Source organism: Mesorhizobium sp. M0514 (assembly GCF_040321145.1).
Lineage (GTDB): Bacteria > Pseudomonadota > Alphaproteobacteria > Rhizobiales > Rhizobiaceae > Mesorhizobium.
Window position 1 is genome coordinate 1 of sequence record NZ_JAMYQZ010000168.1, and the last position, 5,318, is coordinate 5,318.

Below are 5,318 nucleotides of genomic sequence, written 5' to 3' on the forward strand. Positions count from 1 at the left end.
CGGTCGATGTCGAGCTGATCGTGCCGATCGCCATGGAAGAGAAGCTGCGCTTCGCCATCCGTGAAGGCGGCCGTACCGTCGGTGCCGGCATCGTCGTCACCATCAAAGAGTAATCGAGCCCGGCATCGCCGGATCGAAACGGATAGGGGCGGCCCTCGGGCCGCCCTTTTTCGTTGGCCAGATGTGCCTGTTTGGGGTCCCAATCTCTGTTGCAAGTCTGTGAGCCTCTACAGTATAGATTGCGTTGAGGGCTTGGTCGGATGGTTCCACAGCACCGTTTGCATAGTCGGTCATGGTGGGCACTGGGGCTGATCTGCCTGGTGTCGATGTTTGCCATGGGCACTGCCGCCTTGGCGGCCGAGACAAAAAACTCAGAGCCGGATCCGGATCCGCCGATGCGGTTCGTCGTCGTGCGCAGCGACGCGGCGGGCTGTGAGCCGACCTGTCCGGAATGGATATCGGCCGAGGGTGCGATATCGGCCAAGTCGCCGGCGCTGCTCAAGGCTGCCCTGAAAACGCTCGGCGGCCGCAAATTGCCGATCGTCATCAACTCTCCCGGCGGCGATGTCGATGCGGCCATCGCCATGGGCCGGATGATACGCAAGAACAAGCTCGACATCGCGGTCGGAAGGACCTGGTTCGTCGCCTGCGAGCCAGGGGTGAAAAACTGCAAGGAGAACGACGCCAGAGGCGCGCACTATATCGGCAGCCCCTATGTGCTCGGCAGCTATTGCGCATCCGCTTGTCCAATGATGCTGGCCGGCGGCACCAGGCGCCTGGTCGGGCCGCTGGCCTATCTCGGCGTCCACCAGATCACCACCACGATCGTGCAGATGAACGTGCAATATCAGGTCCGCTACCGGATCGTGAAAGGCAAGAAGCGGGTCATCAGCAAGAAGGTCGTCAGCCGCAAGAACACCGGCAGCTACAAGACCTACGAGATGAGCAAGGGGGTGGAGCGCAAGCTGTCCGCCTATTTCAAGGAGATGGGTGTCGACCTCAGCATCATCGAGACGATGAAGAGCACGCCGGCCAGCGACATCCAGCAGATCGACCTCAGCGACATGCTGACAATGAAGCTGGTCACCAGCGACGACGCTGCAGATTTGCTGACCAGCGCAAGCCTGTGCAGGCTGAAACTTCCGGCTCCGAATTGCCGGGAAATACCGGCGAACAAGCCAGCCGGCGGCCTGCCGGACGTGGCAAAGGCTGCGCCGCTGCCGGTGAAGCCGGAGAGCGCGCCGCACGATGACGGCATGCGCTTTGTCGTGGTTCGCGGCAGCAACCCGCTCTGCAATCCCGACTGCCCGGAATGGATTGCAGCGCAAGGCGCGATTACGCCCCAGACGCCGCAGAAACTCAGCCAATTGCTCGCCACGCTTGGCAACCGGCGGCTGCCGGTGGTGATCAGCTCGCGAGGCGGCGACCTCTCCGGCGCCCTGGCGGCGGGCCGGATCATCCATGAAAAGAAGCTCGACGTTGCCGTTGCCCGCACCGATTTCGTCGGCTGCGACCCGGCAGAGTGGAATTGCCTGGCCAGGGAAGGCGCCTATGCCGGGCTGAGCGTCGATGGCGACGGCGACTGCGATTCGGCCTGCGCGCTCATGCTGGCCGGTGGCGCCAGGCGGCTTGTCGGTACCCAGGCGCGGCTCAGCCTCTATCTGATGGGGCAGAAGCAGGCGGTCAAGTCCTACCTCGACGAGATGGCGATCAGCCCCGCTTTGTTCAGGGCGCTCCAGGGCAGTTCGGTCGAGCGCCAGCTCGAACCCGACATGATGCTGAAGGTCGGCCTGACGACCGGGCGCCAGTCGGTGGATGCGCTGACGGGTTCCAGCATCTGCAGATCGGCGCCGAAACCTGAGAATTGCCGCGTGGTGCCGTCGTCCAATGGCTGATCGCGCCTATCGTCATGGAAGAGAAGCCTTGCTTCGCCTTCCGTGAAGGCGGCCGCACCGTCGTGCCGGCGTCGTCATCACCATCGAGAAATAGTCGAGCCGGTGTCAGCCGGATCGACCAGGAGAGGGCGGTCTTTGGGGCTGCCTTTTTGTTTCCGGCGTTGCGCGGCACAAGTATTGCACGGTTGGTTCAAAGCTATTGCAAGCACCGTCGCCGCAACTATTATGGATTGCATTGAGGGGTTTGCCGGGCGTGGTTTGGGGACACCGTTCAGACAATGCTGCAAGGTGGCGGCGCGGGCTGGTTCGGCTGGCGACGGTGGCCGCGATGGCGATGGCTGCCTTCGCCGCGAAGGCCGAGGATGCCGCCCCCGGGACATGGCAGACATTGCTCCCTCTGCAGGGAGTGCCCTATCCGACGAATGATCCGACGATATGGTCCGAGGATCGCTCGGAGATGAAGTTTGTCGTCGCGCGCAGCAACGCACCGGGCTGCGAGCCCAATTGTCCGGAGTGGATCTCCGCCGAAGGCGACATCGCAGCCGGGACGCCAGCCCTGCTCAAGCGCACCTTGAAGAAGCTTGGCAGCCGCAAACTGCCCATCATCGTCAATTCCTTCGGTGGCAATGTCGAAGCCGCGCTCCAGCTTGGCCGGATAATCCGCAAAAACAAGCTCGATATCGCCATCGGCAAGACCGAGTTTCCCGATTGTTGGCCCGGGACAGAGGGTTGTGGCGCCGACTACGGCAAGGGCACGGCTTTTTTCGGCAGAGCGTCTGACGGTGCCAGCTGCAATTCCGCCTGTCCGCTAATGTTTGCCGGAGGCGTCCGGCGCGTCGCCGGCGGCTGGAACTATCTGGGTGTTCATCAGATCACCACCACCTGGTTCCCCTCCACAACGCACTACCGGACCACCTATCGCGTCAAACGGGGCAAAAAATATCGGGTCACCACGCAAACCGTCACTCCCGGTGAAAGCTACAAGACCTATGAGATGAGCAAGGGGTACGCGAGAAAGATCTCGGCCTATCTCCGAGAGATGGGTATCGGGCAGGGCGTGCTGGACTTGATGAAGGCGACGCCGGCCAGCGACATCAGGCAGATCGGCCTCCACGATATGCTGACGATGAAACTGGCCACCAGCACGGACACTCTGGACCTGTTTACCAGAGCAAGTTTGTGCATGTTCGACCCGCCGGCTCCGAACTGCCGGGAAATACCGGGAAACAAGCCAGCCGGCGGACAAACGCCCGTGGCCAAGCCGGCCGTGGTGGCTGCGATCAAGGCAAAGACCGGCCCCCCACTTTCTCAGGCGGCCAAGGCTCCAGCTCCCAAGCCGTTGCAGGCAGCGCCAGGGAATTCGACGCCAGATATGCGCTTCGTTGTCGTTCGCGGCAGAGACTCGCTCTGCAATCCCGATTGCCCGGAATGGATCTCGGCGGAAGGCGCGATGACGCCTCAGACCCCGCAAAAGTTGCGCCAGTTGCTCGACACCCTTGGCAACCGGCGGCTGCCGGTGGTGATCAGCTCACAGGGGGGCAGCCTGTTCAGCGCTCTGGCCGCGGGAAGGCTTATCCATGAACGGAAGCTCGACGTCGCCGTCGCTCGCACCACTATCGTCGGCTGCGACCCGCCCGAGGCAGGCTGCTTGGCCGATAACGGTGCCTATGTCGGGCTGATTAGCGATTTTGGAGTGGAGTGCGATTCGGCCTGCGCGCTCATGCTTGCCGCCGGCGCCAAAAGGCTGGTCGATCCCAAGGCGAGGCTCAGCATGTCCTCGAGGGGACAGACGCAGTTGGTTAAAGCCTACCTGGAGGAGATGGAGATGGACCCAGCTCTGTTCGCCGCGATAGGCTCGGTCGAGCGTCAGCTCGAGCCCGACATGATGCTCAAAGTCGGGCTGACAACCGGGCCGGAGTCGGTGGAGGCGCTAACTGGCCCCGCTATTTGCAAAACCTCACCCAAGCCCGACAACTGTTTGCTTCCGCCGACAGCCAAGGCCGAGTCGCCCGCCAAACTGTAGGCATCGCAGAAACTGGCCATCGAGCCAGGTTGAGCCATGCCCGATTTCTCCGCTATCGTCGTGGCAGGCGTCGCCCGGGGGAGGATCGAGAATGAGCCAGGATATTCCGACACTCTACAAATGGGCCGGCGGCATCGAAGCCCTCAATCGGCTGACGGAAACCTTTTACGACAAGGTGTCCCGCGACCCGGTGGTCGGCCCGGTGTTCAAACACATGTCGCCGGATCATCCGGCGCATGTCGCGGCCTTCATCGGCGAGGTTTTTGGCGGACCCAAGACCTACAGCGAACAGCATGGCGGCCATCGCGAGATGGTCATGCATCACTTGGGCAAGCATCTGACGGAGGAACAGCGCCGCCGCTGGATCAGCTTGCTTGCCGATGCCGCCGATGCGGTCGGGCTGCCGGACGATCCCGAATTCCGTTCCGCCTTCATGGGCTATGTCGAATGGGGGTCACGGCTTGCCAAGATGAATTCCACCCTCGGCGAGACCTGCGACCCGCAGACCGAACCGATGCCGGCCTGGGGCTGGGGCGTACCGGGCGGGCCGTACAAGCCGCCGGCCGGGGATTGAGCGCCGGCATGCGGCTTCAGGCAGGCGAAAAATCGAGATCGGCAGGGACGGGCTGGTCATCACCTATCCGGATTTCCGGCAAAGGATCTGAAAGCGCGTCAGACAACTCTTTACAGCGCGCCCGGAAGCTTTTAGGAAGCGCCTGCGCTGAAACGCGCGTACGGGCATAGCTCAGTTGGTAGAGCGGCGGTCTCCAAAACCGCAGGTCGTAGGTTCGAGCCCTGCTGCCCGTGCCATTTTCCTCGTTGGAATCCGGCATTTTAGAAACGCCTTGTTTTGGCTCCTCGTTTGGTTGGGCTGAAGCCGCGTACTCGACGAGCCCATCCGACGTTCCGAAGGCATGCGCAGAGCGAGAGCGCTGATGCGCAATGCCGAAGTCGGCGTATTTCCACGAACCGATTTCCTTGATTCAACTGCCATTGGCGAGCCAATTGCCGTTTGCGTTCACAATTCAGAATAGGCCTATTTTGCTGCCGCCGGCTGCTTTTCAGCGGCTGCGAATTATTGGAAGCGGGATGCTGGCCTGGCTTCTGGAATTTTTTTTGAATAGGGCTCTTGAACCGGTTTTCAGCCCTTCCTAATTCGTTTCCCGCCGAGGCCGATTGGCTTGGCAACAGGCGGCGCTGCTGGGCGGCGCCCTTGTACCCATGTTGCTTCAAGGAGGATGTGGCTATGAGAACCTTTGACTCTCTCTATCGCAGCACCGTCGGTTTTGACCGTCTTTTCGACATGCCCGACAATGGTACGCGGCCCGACTGGCCGCCCTATAACATCGAGAAGGTCGACGAGAACGATTACCGTATCTCGATGGCCATCGCAGGCTTCA

The 5,318-nt window shown here is 61.8% G+C and carries 5 protein-coding genes and 1 tRNA gene; all 6 read left to right on the forward strand.

Annotated elements, in window-relative coordinates:
• A partial coding sequence (locus tag NKI61_RS32180) for an EF-Tu C-terminal domain-related protein (RefSeq protein ID WP_023745017.1) occupies positions 1–113 on the forward strand: 113 nt, incomplete at its 5' end.
• Between the two features lie 147 nt (positions 114–260).
• Complete coding sequence (locus NKI61_RS32185; protein WP_352842333.1) at positions 261–1,895, forward strand: COG3904 family protein; 1,635 nt, start codon at positions 261–263, stop codon at positions 1,893–1,895.
• Positions 1,896–2,223: 328 nt separating this feature from the next.
• The gene (locus NKI61_RS32190) at positions 2,224–3,918 is read left to right on the forward strand and encodes a COG3904 family protein (protein ID WP_352842334.1); all 1,695 of its coding nucleotides are present in this window, start codon (positions 2,224–2,226) and stop codon (positions 3,916–3,918) included.
• A gap of 91 nt (positions 3,919–4,009) precedes the next feature.
• Positions 4,010–4,492 (forward strand): group II truncated hemoglobin, encoded by a 483-nt coding sequence (locus NKI61_RS32195; protein ID WP_352842335.1) that lies wholly within the window; start codon positions 4,010–4,012, stop codon positions 4,490–4,492.
• 160 nt (positions 4,493–4,652) lie between these two features.
• Positions 4,653–4,728: transfer RNA gene (locus NKI61_RS32200), tRNA-Trp, on the forward strand.
• 436 nt (positions 4,729–5,164) lie between these two features.
• Positions 5,165–5,318: alpha-crystallin domain-containing protein (locus NKI61_RS32205; protein WP_502899964.1), on the forward strand; the 154-nt coding region annotated here is incomplete at its 3' end.